The sequence below is a fragment of the Lentzea sp. NEAU-D7 genome (assembly GCF_026242055.1).
GTDB lineage: Bacteria > Actinomycetota > Actinomycetes > Mycobacteriales > Pseudonocardiaceae > Lentzea.
In genome coordinates, this window is the sequence record NZ_JAPJDL010000009.1 from 219,824 (window position 1) to 241,631 (window position 21,808).

General features: G+C 70.4%; 21 protein-coding genes. 12 read left to right on the plus strand and 9 right to left on the minus strand.

The window, feature by feature from the left end; translation table 11 throughout:
- Positions 1–57 precede the first annotated feature (57 nt).
- The 3 genes from ORI60_RS20320 (at position 58) to ORI60_RS20330 (ending at position 3,505) form a co-directional block, all read left to right on the plus strand.
- Positions 58–732 carry an ABC transporter ATP-binding protein gene (locus ORI60_RS20320; protein WP_266039238.1) on the plus strand — a complete coding sequence of 225 codons (675 nt, stop codon included), beginning with the start codon at positions 58–60 and terminating at the stop codon, positions 730–732.
- Entirely contained in the window at positions 729–2,906 is a 2,178-nt protein-coding gene (locus ORI60_RS20325; RefSeq protein ID WP_266039240.1) for an FtsX-like permease family protein, read from the plus strand. Before ORI60_RS20320 ends, ORI60_RS20325 begins: the two co-directional genes overlap by 4 nt.
- Positions 2,907–2,983: 77 nt before the next feature.
- Positions 2,984–3,505 (plus strand): VanZ family protein, encoded by a 522-nt coding sequence (locus ORI60_RS20330; protein ID WP_266039242.1) that lies wholly within the window; start codon positions 2,984–2,986, stop codon positions 3,503–3,505.
- A 1-nt stretch (position 3,506) separates the two neighbouring features.
- Here ORI60_RS20330 and ORI60_RS20335 read toward each other — a convergent pair whose 3' ends face one another.
- On the minus strand, positions 3,507–4,043 hold the full coding sequence (locus tag ORI60_RS20335) for an SMI1/KNR4 family protein (protein WP_266039243.1): 537 nt from the start codon (positions 4,041–4,043) through the stop codon (positions 3,507–3,509).
- A gap of 92 nt (positions 4,044–4,135) precedes the next feature.
- Between ORI60_RS20335 and ORI60_RS20340 the strand changes: the two genes are divergently transcribed.
- From ORI60_RS20340 to ORI60_RS20360, 5 genes are all read left to right on the plus strand, one after another.
- Positions 4,136–4,462, plus strand: a complete 327-nt coding sequence (locus tag ORI60_RS20340) for a hypothetical protein (protein ID WP_266039245.1) — start codon at positions 4,136–4,138, stop codon at positions 4,460–4,462.
- Complete coding sequence (locus ORI60_RS20345) at positions 4,459–5,658, plus strand: C40 family peptidase (protein ID WP_266039246.1); 1,200 nt, start codon at positions 4,459–4,461, stop codon at positions 5,656–5,658. Before ORI60_RS20340 ends, ORI60_RS20345 begins: the two co-directional genes overlap by 4 nt.
- A 124-nt stretch (positions 5,659–5,782) precedes the next feature.
- A complete protein-coding gene (locus tag ORI60_RS20350) occupies positions 5,783–6,136 on the plus strand; it encodes a YbaB/EbfC family nucleoid-associated protein (RefSeq protein WP_266039247.1) in 354 nt (117 codons plus the stop codon).
- Positions 6,124–6,570: a YbaB/EbfC family nucleoid-associated protein gene (locus ORI60_RS20355; RefSeq protein WP_266039248.1), complete on the plus strand. Its 447-nt coding sequence runs from the start codon at positions 6,124–6,126 to the stop codon at positions 6,568–6,570. Before ORI60_RS20350 ends, ORI60_RS20355 begins: the two co-directional genes overlap by 13 nt.
- A 54-nt stretch (positions 6,571–6,624) precedes the next feature.
- The gene (locus tag ORI60_RS20360; protein WP_266039250.1) at positions 6,625–7,839 is read left to right on the plus strand and encodes a primosomal protein; all 1,215 of its coding nucleotides are present in this window, start codon (positions 6,625–6,627) and stop codon (positions 7,837–7,839) included.
- Between the two features lie 55 nt (positions 7,840–7,894).
- Here the strand turns inward: ORI60_RS20360 and ORI60_RS20365 are convergent, their stop codons facing one another.
- Positions 7,895–8,224, minus strand: a complete 330-nt coding sequence (locus ORI60_RS20365) for a hypothetical protein (protein WP_266039253.1) — start codon at positions 8,222–8,224, stop codon at positions 7,895–7,897.
- An 88-nt stretch (positions 8,225–8,312) separates the two neighbouring features.
- Here ORI60_RS20365 and ORI60_RS20370 point away from each other — a divergent pair, with 88 nt between their 5' ends.
- Both ORI60_RS20370 and ORI60_RS20375 read left to right on the plus strand, forming a co-directional pair.
- The gene (locus tag ORI60_RS20370; RefSeq protein WP_266039255.1) at positions 8,313–9,056 is read left to right on the plus strand and encodes a GntR family transcriptional regulator; all 744 of its coding nucleotides are present in this window, start codon (positions 8,313–8,315) and stop codon (positions 9,054–9,056) included.
- Between the two features lie 2 nt (positions 9,057–9,058).
- Positions 9,059–10,045, plus strand: coding sequence for a dTDP-glucose 4,6-dehydratase (locus ORI60_RS20375; protein ID WP_266039256.1), 987 nt, complete (start codon positions 9,059–9,061; stop codon positions 10,043–10,045).
- Here the strand turns inward: ORI60_RS20375 and ORI60_RS20380 are convergent.
- Positions 10,035–11,123: an adenosine deaminase gene (locus tag ORI60_RS20380; RefSeq protein ID WP_266039257.1), complete on the minus strand. Its 1,089-nt coding sequence runs from the start codon at positions 11,121–11,123 to the stop codon at positions 10,035–10,037. The two genes, ORI60_RS20375 and ORI60_RS20380, sit on opposite strands and share 11 nt — an antisense overlap.
- Before the next feature lie 358 nt (positions 11,124–11,481).
- Here ORI60_RS20380 and ORI60_RS20385 point away from each other — a divergent pair, with 358 nt between their 5' ends.
- Both ORI60_RS20385 and ORI60_RS20390 read left to right on the plus strand, forming a co-directional pair.
- On the plus strand, positions 11,482–12,927 hold the full coding sequence (locus ORI60_RS20385; RefSeq protein WP_266039258.1) for a hypothetical protein: 1,446 nt from the start codon (positions 11,482–11,484) through the stop codon (positions 12,925–12,927).
- A 458-nt stretch (positions 12,928–13,385) separates the two neighbouring features.
- Positions 13,386–14,840: a serine/threonine-protein kinase gene (locus ORI60_RS20390; RefSeq protein ID WP_266039259.1), complete on the plus strand. Its 1,455-nt coding sequence runs from the start codon at positions 13,386–13,388 to the stop codon at positions 14,838–14,840.
- Here the strand turns inward: ORI60_RS20390 and ORI60_RS20395 are convergent.
- The 6 genes from ORI60_RS20395 to ORI60_RS20420 all read right to left on the minus strand — a co-directional run bounded on the left by ORI60_RS20395 (position 14,837) and on the right by ORI60_RS20420 (position 21,626).
- On the minus strand, positions 14,837–16,111 hold the full coding sequence (locus ORI60_RS20395; protein WP_266039260.1) for a thymidine phosphorylase: 1,275 nt from the start codon (positions 16,109–16,111) through the stop codon (positions 14,837–14,839). The two genes, ORI60_RS20390 and ORI60_RS20395, sit on opposite strands and share 4 nt — an antisense overlap.
- Positions 16,108–16,497, minus strand: a complete 390-nt coding sequence (locus ORI60_RS20400) for a cytidine deaminase (protein WP_266039261.1) — start codon at positions 16,495–16,497, stop codon at positions 16,108–16,110. Before ORI60_RS20400 ends, ORI60_RS20395 begins: the two co-directional genes overlap by 4 nt.
- Positions 16,490–17,686: an ABC transporter permease gene (locus ORI60_RS20405; protein ID WP_266039374.1), complete on the minus strand. Its 1,197-nt coding sequence runs from the start codon at positions 17,684–17,686 to the stop codon at positions 16,490–16,492. The genes ORI60_RS20400 and ORI60_RS20405 overlap by 8 nt, the downstream gene beginning before the upstream one ends.
- 53 nt (positions 17,687–17,739) lie before the next feature.
- Positions 17,740–18,813, minus strand: a complete 1,074-nt coding sequence (locus ORI60_RS20410) for an ABC transporter permease (protein WP_266039262.1) — start codon at positions 18,811–18,813, stop codon at positions 17,740–17,742.
- Complete coding sequence (locus tag ORI60_RS20415; protein WP_266039263.1) at positions 18,813–20,411, minus strand: ABC transporter ATP-binding protein; 1,599 nt, start codon at positions 20,409–20,411, stop codon at positions 18,813–18,815. Before ORI60_RS20415 ends, ORI60_RS20410 begins: the two co-directional genes overlap by 1 nt.
- A gap of 81 nt (positions 20,412–20,492) precedes the next feature.
- Positions 20,493–21,626 (minus strand): BMP family lipoprotein, encoded by a 1,134-nt coding sequence (locus ORI60_RS20420; RefSeq protein WP_266039376.1) that lies wholly within the window; start codon positions 21,624–21,626, stop codon positions 20,493–20,495.
- Positions 21,627–21,808 lie beyond the last annotated feature (182 nt).

Consider the following 21,808-nt stretch of genomic DNA (forward strand, 5'->3'; position numbering starts at 1 on the left):
TCCGGTGTGTCGTCAAGGCTGAGGTTTTCCGGATCCGCGCACGGCACCTTGAGGACCATGAATTCGGTTCTGGCCGCTCGTGGCCTGGTCAAGACCTACGGCGACGTGCACGCGCTCGCCGGGGTGGACATCGACATCAAGGCCGGGGACGTGCTGGCGGTCGTGGGTCCGTCCGGCTCCGGCAAGACGACGCTGCTGCACGTGCTGTCCGGCATCCTGCGCGCCGACGGCGGTGAGGTGTTCCTCGACGGGCGGGCGATCGGTGAACTGAACGAGACGGGTCGCAGCGCGTTGCGGCGCACGGCGTTCGGGTTCGTCTTCCAGTCGGGGATGCTCGTGGCGGAACTGACCGCGGAGGAGAACGCGGCGCTGCCGATGCTGCTCGCCGGCGGGTCGCGCGAGGAGTCGCTCGGCGCTGCCAGGCTCTGGCTCACGCGGCTCGGCCTGCAGGGCCTGGAGAAGCGGCTGCCGAGCCAGCTCTCGGGCGGGCAGGCGCAGCGCGTCGCGATCGCGCGGGCCCTCGCCCACCAGCCTCGGGTGATCTTCGCGGACGAGCCGACCGGCGCCCTGGACACGCGCACCGGCCAGGAGATGATGACGGCGCTCCTGCAGGCCGCGGAGGAGACCGGCGCGGCCGTCGTCATCGTCACGCACGACAAGGCGATCGCGGACCGGGCGCTGCGCGTCGTCGAGATCCAGGACGGCCGGATCGCGGCGGGGGTGTCCGCGTGAGGATCGCTCTCGCGGTGCTGCGCAGGGACCGCCGCAGCCAGGTCGCGACCGTGCTGGTCGCGCTCGGCGTGATGATCGCGGTGTCGCTGGTCCTGTGGCTCCTCGCCGCGCCGAACGGCCTGCAGGCGCGCGCCGACCGCACGGCGTGGCGCGACGGTGTTGGCCACAGCGACAAGGGCGTCATCTCCGTTGCCCCGACTCGGGACTCGTACGACGGCAAGCTCATCGAACGGTTCGACGTCGCCCGCACCGAGCAGGGCGCCGTCCCGGTCGCGGCGGGCATCGCGAAGTTCCCGGAGGCGGGCGAGGTGCTGCTGTCGCCCGCACTGGCGGAGCTCGTGCGGAACACCCCGGCGGAGAAGCTCGGCAACCGCTTCCCCGGTGCGCGGATCGCGGAACTGGGGCCGGAAGCGCTCAAGTTCCCCGGTGAGCTCGTCGCGATCGTCGGCCACGAGAAGGTCGGGAACGGCTATCCCGCGGCCGGTCTGCGGGGCGGCGCGGGCTCGTACCGCGACGACTACCACGGCATGCTCTACCTGCTCACGCGCGTCGGGCTCGTGGTGCTGGTCGTGCCGTGCCTGGTGCTGGTCGCCTCGGCCGCGAGGCTGACGGCGGCGAAGCGGGAACGGCGCCTCGCCGCGCTGAGGCTCGCCGGCGCGAGTCCGCGGCAGGTCGTGGTGATGACCGCCGCCGAGACCGCGATCGGCGCGGTCGTCGGCAGCGTGCTGGGTGTGGCGCTGGCACAGCCGTTCAGCCACGTCACCGCCGAGGTCCCCTGGGAGGGCGGCACCTGGTACCCCGGCGACTTCGTGCCGGAACCACTGGTCGTGGCGGCGGTGGCCGTGCTCGCGCCGCTGCTGGTCGTCGGGGCCGCGATCACGGGACTGCGGCGCGTGGTGAACCAGCCGCTCGCGGCGGAGGCGAAGCGCGGGGTCAGGTCGTGGCGGCTGCTGACCATCGCCGGTGCGCTGGGCGTGTTCTTCCTCGGCATCGTGTACGCGCAGGAGGCCGGCGGCGACAGCCAGTTCACCGTCGTGCTCCTCGGCCTCGGCGCGGTGGCGCTCGCGCTGGTGCTGGCGGGTCCCGTGCTGACGGCGTGGGTCGGCAGGTTCTTCGTCGGACGGTGGCGCAGGCCCTCGACGTTGATGGCGGGACGCAGGCTCGCCGGTGACCCGGTGGCGGCGTTCCGCGGCTCGGCGGGCGTGGTGATCGCCGTGTTCACCGGCTCGATGGCGCTCACGATGCTGCCGGGGCTGGAGAGCCAGGTCCCGTACCGCGACTCGACGTGGCGGGAGAACGCGATCGTGGCGGAGCAGGTGGCGCACGACATCACGCCGTTGCGCCTGGCGACCTCGGGACCGATCGTCACGATGCTCGACGGCACGATCAGGAGCGGCGACCACGGCACGTACGTCGTCGTCGGCGAGTGCGCCGAGGTCGCGCAGGTGCTGTCCGGCCTCCACTGCCGGCCGGGACCCGCCGTCTACTCGTCAGGACCGTTGCAGGGCAACGAGTTCAGGTCGAGCGGCAGCGAGAACACGCTGAGCGCGCAGCTGCCGGCGAGCTACGAGACGCGGCCTTTCGAGGGCAGCGGCCGGGTGAGCGCGGTCATCGACCGCGCCCTGCTGCCGTCGCTCGCGGGCGAGCTGTCGATGGTCGGCGTGCCGACGACGCCGGAAAACCGCGACGCCGTGCACACCGCATTGATCGGCACGCTGCCGGGCGTGCGGCTGGTGGACGGCGAGCAGCGGGGGCTCTACGGCGACACGCTGATGGCGGACCTGCAGCGGGCCACGATCATCGGCCTGTCCATCGCGGCGGTCCTCGGCGGGATCGGCGCGGCGGTGGCCGCGGCCGGGTCGGTGATCGACCGCAGGCGCACTTTCGGTGCGTTGATCGCGGCCGGAACTCCGATTCGCGTGCTGGCTCACGCATTGCGCCGGGAAGTGGTGCTGCCGGTGTTCGCCGTCACGATCGCGGCGTGCGGCGCGGGAATTGTCGTCGGCCTCGGATTGCTCACCCTGGCGCGCGGACTGGTGGGTCACGGCGAAATGCCGATCACGCCGTGGGTCGTCGCCCCGGTGGGCGTCGGTGTCGTGGTCGCGCTGGTAGCGGCCCTGGCGTGCGGTCCGGTACTACGCGGCATCAGCCCGAGGGATTACGCGGCGGAGTAGCACTCGGCCGGAAGTACGAGAGCGGAACTGGCCCTCAGCGCGATGTGCGCGGAGGGCCATTTTCCTACCTTTGATTCATGACGAATGCACAGCTCGCGAGCATCCAATGGGGCGTTTTCCTTTCCGTGCTCTTCCTGCTCCCGCAGCTGTTGTTCCGCCAGCTGACCTTCCGCGGCGCCACCGTCACCGTCTACGCGAGCATGCTGTTCGCGGCGACTTTCCTGCCGATGCAGACCGTGGCACCGCGCCAGTCCGTGCAGCTGGTCCCGTTCCAGTGGATCGCCGACACGTTCCGCGACGGGCAGATCGCGTTCGACCAGATGACGCTGAACGTGCTGCTGTTCGTGCCGCTCGGCGCGATGCTGATGTTCTGGGGCAGGCGCTCGATCGGCCAGGCCGCCCTGATCGGCTACGGCGTCTCGTTGCTGATCGAGGGCTCGCAGCTGCTGTGGGCGAACCGGATCTTCGACGTCGACGACCTGATCACGAACACCACCGGCACCGCGCTCGGCTGGCTCGGCGCGCTGGCCGCCGTGAAGGTCCACGCCCGCGTGACGACCGCGGCCGCGCTGCGACGTGAGCTCGTCAGCGCACGCTGACCTAGGTCGTCCGCCAGCCCAGCTCGCCCGCGGTGTTGACCTCCGGGACGCAGTGCCCGACCGCGCTGCGCGTCTCCAGGGCCGTCGCGACCTGGTCGAACATCTCCACGATCGACGTCCACTCCGGCTTGACCATCTCGTTGCGCTCCTGGTCCCACTCGACCACGCAGCCGCGCAGCACGCCGGGCCGCAGGTCCACCGCGAGCACGTCGCCGGTGCCGTCGAACGCGATGGGCAGCCACTCGGGGTGGAACCCGCTGGTCGGCGCGCCCGCCTCGGAGGAGTCCACGGGCTTGCTCACGTGGGTCTCCCTGAGCACGAACGCGCGGTCGGCGCCCAGCGGCGTGTAGAAGGGCGGAAGGATCTCGGCGAAGAGCCCCTCCTCGGTGCCGCCGTAGACGCTCCACCACAGCTGGAGATCGATCGGAACCCGAAGATCCGGCAACGCGTCATATCGCGGACGCAACACGGCGCGGGTGGCCGGAGCGTGCTCCGCCAGCCATGCCAGGATCCGGTTCCAGTGCTCGATCACACCCACCGATCCATGATCTTGGCGGAACGACGGGCGAGGTACCGCTCATCGGGGCAGGATCGAAGCGAACAGGTCACTACTGGGGGAAGAGCTTTCAGATGGCGGAACAAGGCTTCAAGGTCGACTTCGACGCCTTGACCGGGTACGCGTCGGCCGTGAGCGGCCTGGCGAGCGAGGTCGGCACGGTCGGCACCGGCACGCTGAGCGGCACCACGAGCCTGCCGGGCGACTGCTTCGGCGCGCTGGGCAACGAGGTCGGGCTCAACGCCGCGTTCCAGGCGGCCGCGCAGGCGCAGCTCGACGCGCTGAAGGCCGCGTCGACGGGCCTCGCGGGCCTCGGCACCGCGGTCTCGAAGGCCCGCGAGGCCTACATCGCCCAGGAAGAGGCGACCAAGGCGTCGCTCACCAGGGCGGCGCAGGTATGAGCGTCGAGGGGCTGCTGAGCCAGTTCATCGCGCCCATGAAGGAGAACCTCGCGAAGCTCGACGGTGACACCGGCGGCGCGACGCGCGCGGGTGACGCCTTCGGGCGAGCCCAGACCGCGATGACCGACCTCGGCACGCGGCACGCCTCGGCCTCGACCGCCGTGCTGAACACGTGGTCCGGCGACAAGGCGAACGCCTTCACCGCGCGCGTCTCCACCTTCACCTCGGCCGCGAACCTGTTGTCCTCCAACGCTTCCGCGATCAAGACCGCGGCCTCGACCGGCGTGACCGCGGTGACCGGTGGCCGCACCGCGATCCAGGGCCTCATCGACGAGTTCACGGCCAAGGCGACCCCGAAGCTCGCCGCCGCGCTCGCCCTGTCCCTCGTGGCCGGGCCGGGCGTGGTGCTGGCGGCCGTCGCCGACCTCGCCGGGATGGCCTCCGGTTACCAGAGCAGGACCACCGCGGAACTGCAGAAGGTGCGCGACCAGCTCACGCAGCTCGTCGGGCAGCTCAACGCCCTGCAGAAGCCGGACGCGGGCGCGCTGGCGAAGCTCGGCGACCCGCTCGGCGGCGACGAGGGCACCACCTCGGCGGCCGGTGCCTCCGACACCGGGAAGCAGGAGTCCGGTCCCGGTTCCAACTCCGGCAGCGGATCCGGCTCCGGTGGCAGCAGCGGTGGCGGCGGTGGCGGTTCGGGTGGCGGTGGCGGTGGCGGTGGCGGCGGAGGTTCGGGCGGCGGCGGAGGAGGCGGTGGCTCCGGCCCGCGCCTGCCCGTCGCGATCCCGCCGCAGCCCGGTGAAGGCGTCGGCGTGAACCTGCCGGACGGCAGCAGCGCCGAGGCACCGAACGAGACCGCGGCCAAGGCCGTGCGCAACGCGTTGTCCGCCCTGGGCACCCCGTACGTGTGGGGTGGCGCGAACCCGCCCCAGGGCACCGACTGCTCCGGCCTCACCCAGTGGGCCTACGGCGGCGCCGGGTTCGACATCCCGCGCCCGGCCTCGTCCCAGGCGATGGGTGCCTCGGTGCCGCCGGACCAGCTGCTGCCGGGCGACCTCGTGGTGTGGGACGGGCACGTGGCGATGGTGATCGGCAACGGCCAGATGGTCGAGGCCGGCGACCCGGTGCAGGTGCAGCCGATCCGCACGACGAACAGCGGCATGTCGTTCTACGGCTTCTACCGCCCCACCGGGTGACGCCCGGCCGCGTCGCGACCAGGCCCTCGTCCGCGATCGTCGCGGACGACCTCACCGCGTCGCCACAAGCCGCCGCCGAAGATCCCGGGATGCGGCACACTGACCACGACAGGGGGTGACCGGAGTGGACGACGACGTCCAGCGCGCCGCGCGGAAGGTGCGCGATGTCGAGCAGGCGGTGTCGGAGCACGTCACGCGCAGTGGTCCCATCACCGGACGAGCGTCCTCTCCGGACGGTGCGGTGACGGTGGTCGCCACGCCCGGCGGTCCGCCGAAGCAGATCTCGGTGAGCCCCGCGGCGCTGCGGATGGGCCCGCAAGGACTCGCCGCCGAGATCATGCGCATCGCCGACAAGGCACAGCGCACCGCGAACACCCGCCTGCACCAGACGCTGGACCGGGTGGTCGACCCGCGCGAGCTCACCGCGCTGGGTGTCGAACGCGGTCAGGACGAGGACGACTTCGGGTGGCAGCGGTGAACGAGGAACGGATGCGGGCCACCGAGCAGCTCCAGCGCGAGCTCGGCGTCCTCACCGCCACGACCGAGCACCCGAACGGGATGTGCATGGTCACGGCGTCGCCGAAGGGCGAGATCAAGGCGTTGCACCTGCACCCGGCGCTGCTGAACCAGGGCGCGCAGGCGGTCGGCCAGGTCGTCACCGAGACCGTCCAGCTCGCCACGAACGCGGCCGTGCAGGCCAGCTTCAACAAGATGGCGCTGGCCCTGGGCGACGGAATGGCGATCGACGTCGAGTCGATCGCCGGCGACTCACCCTTCCGGTCGACCTGGAACCCGGTCGTGCCGCCCAAAGCCCCTGCTGAGCAGGCACCACCGGAGCGCAGGCAGAGGCCGCCGCGCGTCGAGGACCCAGATGAAGACGCTTTCTTCGAGAACCCCTTGTGGCGCCGGTGATCAGCACCGTTAGGCTCGTCGACGGCATCAGGCAGGCGTGACCGGGAGGTCAGGATGGCGCAGGACATCGTCCCCATCGAGCTGGGGCTGACGCAGGGTGACGTGGTCACCCTGTGGGCACCCCGCTGGCGCGAGAAGGGCGAGGAGTGGGAGGCGTTCCTCGGCGACGAGGAGGACCTGTTCGTCTTCCCCGACGCCGCGCACCTCGCCGCGTTCGTGCGCACCGCCGAGGAGCACGACCTGACCGATCACCCCGCGTGGCCGGTCGTGCCGTCGCTGGGCGTCGCGGACCTCTCGCCGGACGACAACCACCAGTTCGACCTCGTCGGCGTGCCGGAGCTCGTCGCGGAGGACCCGGACACCTGGACGATCGGTGAGCTCGCCGACGTCATCGCGATCGTGCGCGCCCTCGCGGACGTCTGCGACCTGGAGAAGGTCCACGAGGTGCTCGACAGCGCCGAGGGCTTCTCGCTGCTGCCGCAGGGCACGCTGCCGTTCAGCGGCCGTGACGGCGGCAAGCTGTGGGGCGAGCTGTCCGAGGTCGTCTCCGAGAAGTGGGACGAGGTCCTCGACGCGATCGACAGCGTGGTGAACACGCCGGAGGTCCCCGAGAAGGAGCTCGCGGTCGCCCAGGAGGAGCTCGCCGCGCTGGAGGCCGCCACGGCCGCTGCCGCCGTCGACTCCCCCGGCGAGTCCGAGGACGAGGACAAGGCCGAGCCCACGGGCTTCTGGGCCGAGGTCGGCGTCGACCCCATCAAGATCATCACGTCGGCGGGCGAGTTCTACACGCTGCGCTGCTACCTCGGCGACGACCCGGTGTTCCTGGGCCGCCGCGGCAAGATCGAGGTCTTCAGCTCGCCGCGCGGCCTGAGCCGCTTCGTCGCCGAGAACGACGAGCACGACCTGGCCGAGGTCGAGACCTGGAACGACATCAAGGTCAAGGCCACCGCGGGCGAGCTCGACGTCGAGGTGGACGACGACAACGTCTACGTGCTGACCGGCATCGCCGAGGACATGGAGGAGGGCCCCGACGCCCTCGACCCGCAGCAGCTCGACCTCGCCGTCGAACTGTTCGAGGACGCGGCCGAGTGGGCCGACGACGAGTCGGTGAAGGACGCGCTCGCCTCGTCCGAGTCGCTGGGCTGGCTCGTGTCGTTCGTCGTGTCGCCGGACCCGACGCGTCTCGCGCCGTCCGCGCCGTACGACGCCGAGGTGGCCGCGTTCCGCACGCTGCAGGCCTCGTTCGAGGACCGGCTCAACACCAACTGAGTCCGCTGACGCGAAAGAGGGCCATCCGCTCGGGTGGCCCTCTTTTCGTTGTCGCCTAACGGACCCGGTAGCTCACAGCGGGAAACGGGTAGTTGCCCCAGTGCAGGCTGCCGAGGACGTAGTAGAGGTCGCCGGACTCGCCGGGGCGACCCTTCTGGCAGTCCGCGTTGAAGAAGACCTCGATCTCGGAGTTCGAGATGTTGGTCGCGGACCTCTGGGGCGCGATGTTCACGCACTCCCGGTTCGCGAGGTCGACCGCGGACTTGGTGCCGGTCAGGCCGGTTCCGGTGTAGAAGGCGGCGTGCTCGCCAGAGGCGTTGGCGGGCAGGACGAAGGCCATCGAGGCGAGGACGGCGAGTCCTCCGGAGATCACTGCAGGGCGCATGCCACCACCTTCCCAGCGGCAGCTGTCGACCAGCTGTCGTCCAGGACCGGAACAACATCCGGTTGCGCCGCCTGTATGATACAGGTTTATGACAGGTTCTCGGTCGCAGCGCCTCGCCGCCGAACTGCGCGAGCGCATCACGCTCGGCGACTACGGCCCGGCGGGGTCGATCGAGAGCGAGGCCGAGCTGGGCCGCCGCTACGAGGTGAGCCGCGTGACCGTGCGCCGTGCCCTGGAGCAGCTGCGCGACGAAGGCCTGCTCGCGTCGCGGAAAGGCGCGGGCTGGTACGTGGTGTCGTTCGCACAGCCCTTGGCGCTCGGCACGTTCCAGCACGCGCATTCGGCCGTCGCCGAAGCCGGCGTCTCCCTGGTGCGGACCGTTCTGGAGTACGGCTACCGCGAGGCTCCGGCCGGTGTCGCCTCGACGCTGGGCTCCGGCGAGATGCTGCGCGTGCGTTCATTGCGCCGCACCGGGGACACGCCGCTGGACGTCGTGACGGAGTGGGTGCCCCTGGCGCTGGCCGCACCGGTCAGCCGCGCCGACGCGGAGTCGCCCGGCACGTGGGAGACGTTGCGCCGCAACGGGAACCAGATCGCCGTCGTCCGGCAGAGCATCGCCGCCGTCGCCGCGGGTGACCTCGGTCCCCTGCTCGGCGTCACGGCCACCACGCCGGTGTTGCTGGTGCGGCGCGTCGCCCTGGACGCCGCGGAGCACCCGATCGCCCTGTCCGAGCACCACTACCTGGGCCACCGGTTCCAGCTGGAGGTCGAGTTCCGCGGCTGGCCCGGCGCGGAACCTCCCGGCGTCGCCGCGATTCCCCCGGAGGACTGACCATGCGCGTGCTCGTCACCGGTGCTGCCGGGTTCATCGGCTCGCACTTCACCCGCTACTGGCTGCGCGAACACCCCGCGGACGAGGTGATCGCCCTCGACGCGCTGACCTACCGCGGCATCCGCGCGAACCTGCCCGCCGACGTGCCGTTCGTGCACGCGGACATCGCTTCCGCCGACGTCGAGGGCATCGACGTCGTGGTGAACTTCGCGGCCGAATCGCACAACAGCCTCGCGGTGCTGGATCCGGGCCGGTTCTTCCGCACGAACGTCCTGAGCACGCAGGCGTTGCTGGAGTCCTGCCGCCGCGCGGGCGTTCAGCGTTTCCACCACGTGTCGACGTGCGAGGTCTACGGCGACCTCGCCCTGGACGCCACCGAGGCGTTCCACGAGGAGTCGCCGTACCGGCCGCGCACGCCCTACAACGCGTCGAAGGCCGGCGCGGACCACGCCGTGCGCTCGTACTTCGAGACGTTCGACCTGCCGGTGACGATCACCAACTGCGCCAACAACTACGGCCCGAACCAGTTCCCCGAGACGGTGCTGCCGCTGTTCACGACCCGCGCCCTCACCGGGGAGCGGCTGCCGGTCTACGCGTCGAGCGGCAACCGCCGCGAGTGGATCCACGTGCTGGACCACTGCCGTGCGATCGACGCGGTGCTGCGGGACGGCGTCGTCGGCCGGACCTACCACGTGGGCACCGGCGTCGAGGCCAGCGTCGACCAGATCGCCGACCTCGTGCTGGACGAGCTCGGGCTGCCGCCGTCGCGCAAGCAGGTCGTCGCCGACCGGCCCGGCCACGACCGGCGCTACCTGCTGGACTCCTCGCGGATCGGCCGCGAGCTCGGATGGCGCCCGGAGATCGGCTTCGAGGCCGGTGTCCGGGACACCATCCGCTGGTACGCGGCCAACCGCGCGTGGTGGGAGCCGCTGCTGGAGCTCAGCGCGATCGACGAGAGCGCCTGGGCCCAGCGGTCGCTCACGCGGTGAGCGAGGCGTACCCCGGCTTGATCAGCTCGTTGATGATCGACAGCCGCTCGTCGAAGCCGATGAACGCCGACTTCATGGCGTTGATCGTGAACCACTGCAGGTCCGTCCAGCCGTAGCCGAACGTCTCGGCCAGCGCGGCGAACTCGCTGGAGAGCGAGCAGTCGCTCATCAGGCGGTTGTCGGTGTTGACCGTGACGCGGAACCGCAGCTTCGCGAGCAGGCCGATCGGGTGCTCGGCGAGCGTCGGCGCGGCGCCGGTCTGCAGGTTTGAGGTCGGGCACATCTCGAGCGGGATGCGGCGGTCGCGCACGTAGGCGGCCAGCCGGCCCAGCTGCACCGTGCCATCGCCGGAGACCTTGATGTCGTCGACGATCCGCACGCCGTGGCCGAGCCGTTCGGCGCCGCAGTGCTGGATCGCCTCCCAGATGGACGGCAGGCCGAACGCCTCACCGGCGTGGATGGTGAAGTGCGCGTTCTGCTGGCGCAGGTACTCGAACGTGTCGAGGCCCCTGGTGGGAGGGAACCCGGCCTCGGGGCCCGCGATGTCGAAGCCGACGACGCCGAGGTCGCGGTAGCGGACGGCGAGCTCGGCGATGCGCAGCCAGCCCTCGTTCTGGCGCATCGCGCACAGCAGGGTGCCGACGCGGATCTTGCGGCCGGTCTCGGCGACGCGGGCGGTGCCCAGGCGGAAGCCCTCCTGGACGGCCTCGACGACCTGCTCCAGCGAGAGGCCCTTCTCGGTGTTCAGCTCCGGGGCGTACCGGATCTCGGCGTAGACGACGCCGTCGGCCGCCAGGTCCTCCACGGCCTCGGCGGCGACGCGGACGAGAGAGGCCTCGTCCTGCATCACACCGCACGTGTGGGCGAAACCTTCGAGGTAGCGCACGAGGGAGCCGGAGTTGGCGTTGTCGCGGAACCAGCCGCCGAGGACGCCCGCGTCGGTGGTGGGCAGGCCCTGGTAGCCGGAGGCATCGGCGAGTTCGATCACCGTCTGCGGGCGGAGGCCACCGTCGAGGTGGTCGTGCAGCAGCACCTTCGGCGCGCTGCGGATGGTCTCCAAGGTAAGCGGCGTGGACATTGCTACACGTTACTCCAGGCGACACGCCGCCTCGGCGTTCGCCAGATGATCTTGCTACCGATATGATCGTTTGTCGGTACAACGTCGTTGCAGATCCGTGATCAGCAACTTTCTGCAACCACTGTGAGGCTTGAGTCACCCCAAGGTAGGAACATCAACGGACGTTACTGCCTGCTTCCGGGCGGTAACTTGGCGTTGAGAGTAGTCGGGTAGCCTGATCGGGTTAGTTGCCGATCCGTACCCGGCCGTTTTCTGGCGGGGGTGGTACAGCGACGTCCCGTGACGCGGATAGGCTCCCGTGGTCTCCCCCTCCCCTGGACGAAGGCACTCAGCCGTGACAGAGAACAACAACTCCACGATGTCCTTCGATCGGATGCGCAACATGCTCACGCGCGCCGCGGAGATCCGTGAGAGCGAGCAGCAGCAGATCTTCGACGCGCTGGACGAGATCCACGCCCGGATGTCGCCTCTGGAGTCGCTGGGTTCGGTTCGCAAGCGCCTGTCGGAGCTGCCGGACCGCACCGAGGTCAGCGTTCTCGCTGAGCGCCTGGACGAGGCCCTCGCCAAGCTGGAGGCCCAGGACAACGCCGTCGCCGACATCGGTCGCGCGGTCGACGCCCTGGTGGACAAGCTCGCCAAGCCCTTCGCCCAGCTGGACGGCCGCCTCGACGGCGTCGCCGGTCGCTTCGAGGGCGTCGCAGGCCGCATGGACGGCCTGGAGGACAAGCTCTCCAGCATCCACAAGCGCATCGACGACCTCGACGGCCACCTGGACAAGCAGGACGGCAAGGTCGACGCGATCCCGGCCGCCGTCACCACCCCGCTGCGCGAGCGCGTCGAGGCCCTCGAAGCCGCGCTGCGCGGCCGTCTCGACGAGGTGGACGAGGGCGTGCACGAGCACCTCGACGGCACCCGCGAGGCCCTGCAGAAGATCCTGGCCGAGTCGTTCTCGAGCGTGCACGGCCGCGCCGACGAGCAGCGCGACGCCCTCGCCGCCGCCCGCACCGAGCTGGCCACCGCGATCGCCGAGAGCCGCGGGGAGCTGGCCGGAGCGATCGCAGACAGCCGCGACAAGCTGACGTCCACCGTCACCGGCAACCACGACAAGCTGGCCGCGTCGCTGGCCGAGACCCGCACCGAGCTGTCCGGCGCCGTGGCGGAGACCCGCGGCGAACTGGCCGGCGTCGTGGCGGAGACCCGCGACTCCCTCGCCGGAACGCTGGCCGAGACCCGCGACGCGCTCGCCGGCTCGCTCGCCGAGACCCGCACCGAGCTCGCCACGGCCGTCGCAGACACCCGCGAGGTCGTGGGCGGCAAGCTCGACGAGGCCCGCACCGCCCTGTACGCGGCGATCGAGCAGTCCCGCGACCAGGTCGACTCGGCGGACCGCCTGGAGGCCCTCGCCGGCCGCCTGGAGCAGGTCACCTCGAAGCTCGACACGATGACGGACCGCCTCGACAAGGTCGAGGACGGCTTCGCCGCCCGCATCTCCGAGCTCGGCGGCTCCGTCGACGCGAGCCTGTCCAAGGTCGCCGAGACCGTCGGCGCCCGCCCGGACACCGACTCGCTGCAGTCCCTGGTCCGCAAGTCGAACCAGGAGTCGGAACTGCGCATCGGCGGCCAGCTGGACGAGGCCATGGCCACCTTCGCCGAGCTCATCCTCGGCGGCGGCTCGCCCACCCCGCCCCCGCCGCCCACCGCCCTGCCGCGCCCGCAGCGCCGCACCCGCAAGAACGGCGGCCCCAAGCCGGCGAACGGCGGCAAGGACATGGACGACGACGACCTGGCCGCCGAAGGCGCCTGATCGTCCGACCACTGCGAACGGCCCCGGAGCAACGTCGCTCCGGGGCCGTTCCGCGTTCTCGGCCAGCTCGTCGCGTGGTGAGCAGCGCGCGGATCGCGCTGTCCGACGGGACCGGCGGCTGTGGGACGAGCCCGACCGGCGGTTCCACACCCGGCGGAGCACCTCATCCCGAGCGTTGGCCCGCGATGCCGCGCCGCCGAACTCGGGCACGCCGGTCCCTGGACTGGCGGCCCTGGCCTACTGGGGCGGGCGGCCAGAGCACCTTCGGCCGCCCGTGGCAACGCACGCTGTGCGTCTGGGGAGACGACCTGGCCCGTGACCTCGTGCCCGACTTGCGGCTCCCGATCAAGCGCCGCGGCGTTGAACCGACCACCGGCGGCAGACGTGACCATGAGGAGAGCGCTCACACGACCGTCGTTATGCTCGCCGGATCTGGGGGCGTCCAGGAGGGATGGTCCGTGCAGCAACAGCGACTCGTCGCCAACCGCTACGCACTGCTCGCCGAGCTCGGCAGAGGTGCGATGGGTGTCGTCTGGCGTGCTCAGGACCAGGTGCTCGGCCGCGCGGTCGCGCTCAAGGAGCTGCACCCGCCGCAGGGCATCGCCGCCGAGGAGCGCAACGTGCTCGAGGAGCGCATGCTCCGCGAGGCGCGCACGGCGGGCCGGCTGAACCATCCCGCGGTGGTCACGGTCTACGACATCGTCCGCGAGAACGACCGCACCTACCTCGCGATGGAGCTCGTCGACGCGCTCGACCTCGCGAGCATCGTGCAGAAGCACGGGCCGCGCGACTCGACCTGGATGGCGGGCGTCGCGTTGCAGGTGCTCGGTGCGCTGGAGGCCGCGCACTCGGCGGGCATCGTGCACCGGGACGTCAAGCCCAGCAACATCATGGTGCGCCCGGACGGGGCCGTGAAGCTCACGGACTTCGGCATCGCGCAGGCGATGGACGACCCGCGACTCACGCACAACGGCGGCATCGTCGGCTCGCCCGCGTACATGTCGCCGGACCGGCTGAGCGGGTGGGAGGCCTCGCCCGCGTCGGACCTGTGGGCGCTCGGCGTCACGATGGCGCACGCGGTCGAAGGTGTCAGCCCGTTCGAGCGGACGTCCACCGCGTCCACGTTGCACGCGGTCATGAACGAGCCGCCGGTGCTGCGGCGGGCCTCGCCCGCGCTGGCCGACGTGATCCGCGGGTTCCTCACGGTCGACCCGCACCGGCGCCTGACCGCACCGCAGGCTCGGCACATGCTGACGGCGATCGTGCAGGGCGGCCCGGCGGTTCGGTTGCCGCGGAACAAGAAGGGCACCGCGGTCAAGGTCGCCGCCGTGGTGGTGGGCGTCGCGGTGCTCGCGGGTGCCGCGTTCGCGGGCTACCAGGTGTTCAAGCCCGAGGCCTCCCAGAACAACGCCGGCCAGAACACCGGCACCACGCAGCCGCAGGAGAACTCCACCGAGTGGACCGAGGCCGCCTCGTTGCCGGTCGGGGCGCCGCTGCCGTCACGGCGCATCGCCACCTTCGGGCGCGGTGGCGACGTGCCCGAGTGGAACCTCTCCGGCACGCAGTGCGCCAAGGACTTCCTGACGCAGGGGTCGCCGGTGCGGACGAACGTGCCGTGCGACGGACCGCACGGAATTCAGCTCTTCTCGGCCGCGACACCGCTGTGGGACAAGCCGAAGGACGTCGCCTACCCCGGCACGAAGTGGCTCGCCGACTTCACCAAGAACTACTGCACCGAGCAGTTCAAGGCCATCGAGCCGAACATCAAGGAGCCCATCGGCTTCACCGGGCTCGTCCCCACCCAGAAGGAGTGGGAGGCGTACAAGGACGCCACCACGCCGGGCCGCCAGGAGGTCCTGTGCGTGCTGTGGAAGCAGGACAGGTCGCCCCTGGCGGGCTCGCTCGTCGGCTAGCCGCGGATGGTGTCGATCACCAGCGGCGAACGCTCCGGCGCGGAGCCGGTGACCTCGTAGGCGCCTTCCAGCGCCTGCAGGGCTCCCTCGACCGCGTCCGGGGTGTCGGTGTACAGCTCCAGCAACGGCTGGCCGGCCTCGACTGCGTCCCCCGGCTTGGCCAGGCAGAGCACGCCGGCACCGAACTGCACCGGGTCCTCCTTGCGGGCACGACCGGCACCGAGCCGCCACGCCGCCACGCCGACGCCATACGCGTCCAGAGTGGACAGCACGCCGGTGGCGGGCGCCGTCACCACGTGCTTGTGCGAGGCGACGGGCAGGGCGGCATCCGGATCGCCACCCTGGGCGCGGATCATCCGCGCCCACACCTCGTAAGCCTCACCGGAGGCCAGCACGGCGGCCGGGTCGGCCGAGATCCCGGCCAGCGACAGCATCTCCGAGGCCAGCGCCACCGTCAGCTCGACGACGTCGGCAGGGCCGCCGCCACGCAGCACGTCGACGGACTCGGCCACCTCGACCGCGTTGCCGACAGCGCGTCCCAGGGGCACGGACATGTCGGTCAGCAGGGCCGAGATCCGCACGCCGTGCTCGACGCCGATGGCCACCAGGGCCTCGGCGAGAGCACGGGCTGAGGCCAGGTCCTTCATGAACGCGCCGGAGCCGACCTTCACGTCGAGCACCAGCGACTCGGCGCCCTCGGCGATCTTCTTCGACATGATCGAGGACGCGATCAGCGGAATCGCCTCGACGGTTCCGGTGACGTCCCGCAGCGCGTAGAGCTTGCGGTCGGCCGGAGCGAGTCCTTCGGTGGCGGCGCACACCACGGCACCGACCGAGGAGAGCTGGGAAAGGATCTCCGAGGTGGACAGCGCGGCGCGCCACCCCGGGATCGACTCCAGCTTGTCCAGGGTGCCACCGGTGTGGCCGAGACCGCGACCGGACAGCTGCGGCACGGCGGCGCCGCAGGCGGCGACGAGGGGTGCCAGCGGCAGCGTGATTTTGTCGCCGACCCCGCCCGTCGAGTGCTTGTCCACCGTCGGCCTGTCGACGTGCAGCGCGAGCCGCTCGCCGGACGAGATCATCGCCTGCGTCCAGCGCGCGGTCTCCGCCGCCGTCATGCCGTTGAAGAAGATGGCCATCGCCAGCGCGGACATCTGCTCGTCCGCGACGGCACCGCGCGTGTACGCGTCGATGACCCAGTCGATCTGCGCGTCCGTCAGCACCGAGCCGTCGCGCTTGGCGCGGATGACGTCCACCGCCGAGAAGCTCATGGCAGGTCCTCCGGCCCGAACGCGTCCGGCAGCACCGACGACATCGGCAGCACGCCGGAAGGCGTGTCCACCAGGCAGTCGCGGCCGCCCAGCTCGTAGAGCACCTGACGGCACCGGCCGCACGGCATCAGCAGCTCACCGGCACCGGAACGGCACGCCACCGCGACGAACCGGCCGCCGCCCGTGAGCTGGAGCTGACCGGCCATCGCGCACTCGGCGCACAGACCGACGCCGTACGAGGCGTTCTCGACGTTGCAGCCCGTCACGATGCGGCCGTCGTCGCACAAAGCCGCGGAACCGACCTGCAGCCCCGAGTACGGGCAGTGGGCGAACGACGCCGCCTCCACCGCCCGTGCCCGCAGCAGGTCCCAGTCGATGTCAGCCACGGCGGTAGACCAGACCGTCGGCGGCAGGCATCCGCAACCGTTGTGATGCCACGGCCAGCACGGCCAGCGTCACCATGTGCGGCGCGTAGGACACGAACTCGCTGGGGATCTCGTCGAGGCTGATGTACAGCAGGTACATCACCACGGCCACCGCGATGGCCGCCGCCGCGGAGAACCACTTGCGGCGGTAGAGCTGCCACACCACGATCACGCCGAGCAGCAGCACCACGCCGTAGACCAGCGCCAGCACCGTCTCGCCGCCCGAACGCAGCTGCAGGCCGTCGGCGTAGCCGAACAGCGCCGCACCACCGAGCAGGCCACCGGGCCGCCAGTTGCCGAAGATCATCGCGGCGAGGCCGATGTAGCCGCGGCCGCCGGTCTGCCCCTCCAGGTAGGACAGCTGGCCGGGGTTGAGCACCAGCGCGGCGCCACCGAGACCGGCGAGACCACCGGAGACGATGACGGCGACGTACTTGTGGAAGTACACCTTCACGCCCAGCGAGTCCGCCGCGTACGGGTTCTCGCCGACCGAGCGCAGGCGCAGGCCGAAGCGGGTGCGCCAGAGCAGGAAGTACGACAGCGGCAGGAGCAGGATCGCGATCATCGTCAGCGGCGAGACGCCGGTGACGAGGCCGCGCAGGATGCCCGCGACGTCCGAGATGAACAGGCGCTGCCCGGCTTCGAGCTCGCCGAGCCAGTCGCTCAGGCCCGCCGCCGAGAACGTGTCGAACGACTGGACCGGCGGCGACTGCCGCGGGTTGTTCGACAGCGGCAGGAAGATCAGCGTCGACAGGTACTTCGTCAGACCGGCGCCGAGCAGGTTGATCGCCACACCGGAGACGATGTGGTTCACGCCGAACGTGACGGTGGCGATCGCGTGCAGCAGGCCGCCCAGCGAACCGAACACGACGGCCGCGACGAGAGCGGCCCACGGACCCCACTGGTAGCCGGCCCACGCCGCGCCCCAGGTGCCCATGATCATCATGCCTTCGAGGCCGATGTTGACCACGCCGGCGCGTTCCGCCCACAGGCCGCCGAGACCGGCGAGCAGGATCGGCAGCGCGAGCCGGACCGCCGTCTGGGTCGTGCCCGACGACGTGAGCTGCGGGAACCCGGTCTGCATCGAGGTGATCGACAGCAGCGCGATCGCACCGGCGACACCGAGCATGGCCACGGCCCAGCCGGGCATCTTGCGCTTGCGAGGCACCGCCGGGATGTGCGGCTTCTCCTCCAACGTCGTGATCACGCCGCACCTCCGACAGTTCCGAGCTCACGGCCGACGCGACGCTGCTCCGAGGCGAGCTCGAACCGGCGCACCACCTCGTAGGCGACGACGACCGACAGGACGATCGAGCCCTGCATGATGGTGACGATCTCCCTGGGCACACCGACGTTGTCGAGCGCGAGACCCGACTTGTCGAGGAACGCCCAGAGCAACGCGCCGAACGCGATGCCACCGGGGTGGTTGCGGCCGAGCAGCGCGATCGCGATGCCCGAGAAGCCGATGCCGGCGGAGAAGTTCAGGCTGAACGTGTGGTCGCGGCCGAGCAGTTCCGGCAGCGAGATCAGGCCCGCGATGGCGCCCGAGAGCAGCATCGAGACCATGATCATCTTCTTGGCGTTGACGCCACCGGCCGACGCGGCGGTCGAGGACTCGCCGGACGCCCGCAGCTCGAAGCCGAACCGGGTCTTGTTCATCATCACCCAGTAGCCGATGCCGAGGGCGATGGCCACGAAGATGAAGCCGAACATCGTGCCGCTGCCGCCGAACGAGATGCCGGGCATCCAGCCGCTCTCCGGGATCTCCGCGGTGCGGATGTTGTTGCCCCGCAGCTCACCGAAGACGTCGCGGCGGATCAGGTAGGCGGACAGGCCGATCGCCAGGCCGTTCATCATGATCGTCGAGATGACCTCGTTGACGCCGCGCGTCACCTTGAGGATCGCGGGGATCGCGGCCCAGGCCGCACCGGCGATCGCGGCCACGACGATGATCACCATCGTGTGGATGCCGGTGGGCAGCGCGATCGAGCCGCCGACCACGGCCGCCACGACGGCCGCGACGCGGTACTGGCCCTCGACACCGATGTTGAACAGGTTCATCTGGAACCCGATCGCCACCGCGAGCGCCGCGATGTAGTAGATGCCCGTCGAGTTGATGATGTCGACGAACGTCGTGCCCTTGCCGACCTGCGTCACCATCGCACCGAACGCGCTGAGCGGGTTCGCGCCGGAGATGACGAGGGCGACGCCGCACAACAGCAGTGAGAAGACGATCGCCAACGCGGGCGGCAGGAGTTTGCCGCGCAGGTGTCCCATCAGTTCGCGCCTTCCTGGACGACAGGGGTCTCCTGCGCAGTGCTGGTCTCCTGTACGGCCGAGCTCGTGCTACCAGCACCCGTCATCGCGCTGCCGAGGTCCTCGGGCGTGACGGTGTTCGGGTCGGCGTCGGCCACCAGGCGTCCGCGCAACATGACCTTGATCGTGTCCGACAGGCCGATCAGCTCGTCCAGGTCGGCGGAGATCAGCAGCACCGCGAGACCGGCCGCACGGGCGCGCTTGATCTCGTCCCAGATCAGCGCCTGAGCGCCGACGTCCACGCCGCGGGTCGGGTGCGACGCGATCAGCAGCACCGGGTCGCCGGACAGCTCCCGGCCGACGACGAGCTTCTGCTGGTTGCCACCCGACAGGGCGGCCGCGGGCACGTCGATGCCGGGCGTGCGGACGTCGAAGTCCGCGACGATCCGCTCGGTGTCCTTCTTCGCGCCGTCGGTGTCGAGCCAGATGCCCCTGGCCGTCGGCTGACGGGTCTGGTAGCCGAGGATCCGGTTGTACCAGAGGGGTTGCGTGAGCAGCAGGCCGTGGCGGTGGCGGTCCTCCGGCACGTAGCCGATGCCCGCCTCGCGCCGGGCCAGCGTCCCGAGCTTGGTGAGGTCCCGGCCCTGCAGCGTGATGGTGCCGCTGCCGGCCTTGCGCATGCCCATGATCGTCTCGACGAGCTCGGTCTGGCCGTTGCCCTCGACACCGGCGATGCCGACGACCTCGCCGGAGCGGACCACCATGTCGATGTCGTCGAGGATCGGCCGCGAGCCGTCCGGCGTCATCAGCCTGAGGCCCTTGACGTCCAGCACGACCGTGTCGGTGACGGTGGACTCGCGGGTCTCCGGGCTGGGCAGCTCGCTGCCGACCATCATCTCGGCGAGCTGCCGGGAGCTGACGGTCTTCGGGTCGGCGCTGCCCACGGTCGTGCCGCGGCGGATCACCGTGACGGAGTCCGCGATCGCGCGGACCTCGTCGAGCTTGTGCGAGATGAACAGGAACGTGTAGCCCTGCTCCTGCATGCCGCGGACGGTGTCGAAGAGCTCGTTGACCTCCTGCGGCACGAGCACGGCGGTCGGCTCGTCCAGGATGATCACCTTGGCACCGCGGTAGAGCACCTTGAGGATCTCGACGCGCTGGCGGTCCGCGACTCCGAGCTGCTCGACCAGGACGCCGGGGTCGACGTTGAGGCCGGTCTTCCCGGAGAGCTCGATGATGCGCGCGCGGGCCTTCTTGCCGATGCCGTGCAGGGCCTCGGCGCCCAGGACCACGTTCTCCTGGACGGTGAGGTTGTCGGCCAGCATGAAGTGCTGGTGCACCATGCCGATGCCGGCCTTGATGGCGTCGGAAGGCGTGCGGAACCGCACCTGCTCGCCGTTCACCTCGATGGTGCCCTCGTCCGGCGGCTGCATGCCGTAGAGGATCTTCATCAGGGTGGACTTGCCCGCGCCGTTCTCACCGCACAGGGCGTGCACCTCGCCACGGCGGACGGTCAGGTGGACGTCGCTGTTGGCGACCACACCTGGGAATCGCTTGGTGATGCCTGTGAGCACCACCGCGGGGTGTTCGTCCGTCCCAACGGACGTGGAACTGCTCATCGTCGAGTGCTCCTCCTACCACGCACCAGGCCCTGTGAGGGCGAAATCCTCACAGGGCCCGGAGTGCGTGCGGCTTTCGGACTACGGCTTGTCCGCGACCTTGATCTTGCCCTCGATGATCTGGGCCTTGTAGCCCTCGAGGATTCCCTGCAGCTTCGCGTCGATCTTGCCACCCGACGTGGAGTAGCCGACACCGTTCACCTTCAGGTCGAAGACCTTCGGCAGCGAGGCGATGTCGTTCTTGGCGACGGCCTTGACGAAGTCGTAGACCGCGACGTCGACGCGCTTGAGCATCGACGACACGATGACGTCCTTGGTGTCGGCGACGGTCGCCTGGTTGTACTGGTCGGAGTCGACGCCGATGGCCAGCACGCCACCCTGCTTGGCGGCCGAGAAGATGCCCTTGCCGGAGGCACCGGCGGCCTGGTAGATGACGTCGGCGCCCTTGTCGATCTGGCCCTTCGCGGCTTCCTGGCCCTTCGGGGCGTCCTGGAAGCCCGTGAAGTCACCGGCCGGGGTGATGTACTTCTTCTCGACCTGGATCTTCGGCGCGGCGGTCTTGGCACCCTGGAAGTAGCCGGCCTCGAACTTCTGGATCAGCGGGATCTCGACACCGCCGACGAAGCCCACGTGGCACTTCTTGCTCTGGTACGCGGCGATGACGCCGGCCAGGAAGGAGCCCTCCTGCTCGGCGAACAGCAGCGGGGTGATGTTGGCGGCACCCTCGACGGCCGAGTCGACCAGGCCGAACTTGACGTTCGGGAACTCCGCGGCGACGAGCTTCATCGACTCGGCGTAGGCGAAGCCGACACCGATGATCGGGCTGAAGCCCTCGGAGGCCAGCTGGCGCAGACGGGTCTGCTTGGCGGACTCGTCCTCGTTCGGAGCGGCGGAGAGCTCGCGCGTGTTCTCCTTCTTCACGCCCATGTCCGCGATGGCCTTGTCCAGACCGGCGGCGGCGGAGTCGTTGAACGACGCGTCGCCACGGCCACCGATGTCGTAGGCAAGACCGATCTTCAGCGCACTCGCGTCCACCTTGTCACCGTTGGCGGCGCTGGTGTTCGAGGTAGCAGGCGCGGTCGGGGCCTCGGCGAACTCGCAGGCGGCACCCGTACCGGTACTCGCGTTGTTGCTCCCGCCACCCGAGTCCTTCGCGCAGGCGGCCATAGTCATCACGCTGGTCAACGCGATCGCGGCGACCGCGACACCACGCATACGACGACGCACGGCTCGTCTCCTCCCTGAGGTTCCTCCCCAACGACGTTGTTGGGTCCTAGACGCGGCACCGTACCTCTTAGTAACCAAGCCCGTTGCCGCCAGCACCTACAAAGACCCCTATCGGTTACGCATTCGACGCTTTGGCCGTACGAGTGGTGATCAAACGTGTTCAAGGCGTT

What these genes read in the sequence shown, in the direction of transcription:
- ORI60_RS20320 (WP_266039238.1), top strand. Translation starts at nt 58, where the DNA reads ATGAATTCGGTTCTGGCCGCTCGTGGCCTGGTCAAGACCTACGGCGAC.
- ORI60_RS20330 (WP_266039242.1), top strand. Translation starts at nt 2,984, where the DNA reads ATGACGAATGCACAGCTCGCGAGCATCCAATGGGGCGTTTTCCTTTCC.
- ORI60_RS20340 (WP_266039245.1), top strand. Translation starts at nt 4,136, where the DNA reads ATGGCGGAACAAGGCTTCAAGGTCGACTTCGACGCCTTGACCGGGTAC.
- ORI60_RS20345 (WP_266039246.1), top strand. Translation starts at nt 4,459, where the DNA reads ATGAGCGTCGAGGGGCTGCTGAGCCAGTTCATCGCGCCCATGAAGGAG.
- ORI60_RS20360 (WP_266039250.1), top strand. Translation starts at nt 6,625, where the DNA reads ATGGCGCAGGACATCGTCCCCATCGAGCTGGGGCTGACGCAGGGTGAC.
- ORI60_RS20365 (WP_266039253.1), bottom strand. Translation starts at nt 8,224, where the DNA reads ATGCGCCCTGCAGTGATCTCCGGAGGACTCGCCGTCCTCGCCTCGATG.
- ORI60_RS20370 (WP_266039255.1), top strand. Translation starts at nt 8,313, where the DNA reads ATGACAGGTTCTCGGTCGCAGCGCCTCGCCGCCGAACTGCGCGAGCGC.
- ORI60_RS20375 (WP_266039256.1), top strand. Translation starts at nt 9,059, where the DNA reads ATGCGCGTGCTCGTCACCGGTGCTGCCGGGTTCATCGGCTCGCACTTC.
- ORI60_RS20380 (WP_266039257.1), bottom strand. Translation starts at nt 11,123, where the DNA reads ATGTCCACGCCGCTTACCTTGGAGACCATCCGCAGCGCGCCGAAGGTG.
- ORI60_RS20385 (WP_266039258.1), top strand. Translation starts at nt 11,482, where the DNA reads ATGTCCTTCGATCGGATGCGCAACATGCTCACGCGCGCCGCGGAGATC.
- ORI60_RS20395 (WP_266039260.1), bottom strand. Translation starts at nt 16,111, where the DNA reads ATGAGCTTCTCGGCGGTGGACGTCATCCGCGCCAAGCGCGACGGCTCG.
- ORI60_RS20405 (WP_266039374.1), bottom strand. Translation starts at nt 17,686, where the DNA reads ATGCCCGGCTGGGCCGTGGCCATGCTCGGTGTCGCCGGTGCGATCGCG.
- ORI60_RS20410 (WP_266039262.1), bottom strand. Translation starts at nt 18,813, where the DNA reads ATGGGACACCTGCGCGGCAAACTCCTGCCGCCCGCGTTGGCGATCGTC.
- ORI60_RS20415 (WP_266039263.1), bottom strand. Translation starts at nt 20,411, where the DNA reads ATGAGCAGTTCCACGTCCGTTGGGACGGACGAACACCCCGCGGTGGTG.
- ORI60_RS20420 (WP_266039376.1), bottom strand. Translation starts at nt 21,626, where the DNA reads ATGCGTGGTGTCGCGGTCGCCGCGATCGCGTTGACCAGCGTGATGACT.